This window comes from Methanolobus halotolerans, assembly GCF_004745425.1.
In the GTDB taxonomy this organism is placed as follows: Archaea; Halobacteriota; Methanosarcinia; order Methanosarcinales; family Methanosarcinaceae; genus Methanolobus; species Methanolobus halotolerans.
In genome coordinates this window covers 1-276 of sequence record NZ_PGGK01000045.1, presented here as the reverse complement: position 1 = coordinate 276, position 276 = coordinate 1, and the positions used below count along the sequence as shown (strand labels likewise).

General features: G+C 33.3%; 1 protein-coding gene. It reads left to right on the top strand.

What is annotated here, in order from left to right; translation table 11 throughout:
- On the top strand, positions 1-276 hold a 276-nt coding region (locus CUN85_RS12870), incomplete at both ends, for a transposase (protein ID WP_167848897.1).

Below are 276 nucleotides of genomic sequence, written 5' to 3'. Positions count from 1 at the left end.
ATGCAAAACATGCAAAAACGTTGTTAAAGCAATGTCATAAAACTCGAAGATCAAACTACTATGTCATGGATAAAGGATACGATTCAGAAGCTATACATTCACTAACAAGAGAACAATTACAAGCAATTGCCATTATTCCTTTAAGGCAAAGGAAGAGAAAAAGGATAAAAGGATATTATCGTAGAAAAATGATAAAAGAGTTTGATGAGGAACTCTACCATAACAGAAACCTGGTTGAAACTATGTTTTCAGTCCTCAAAAGGAAATATGGTGAGG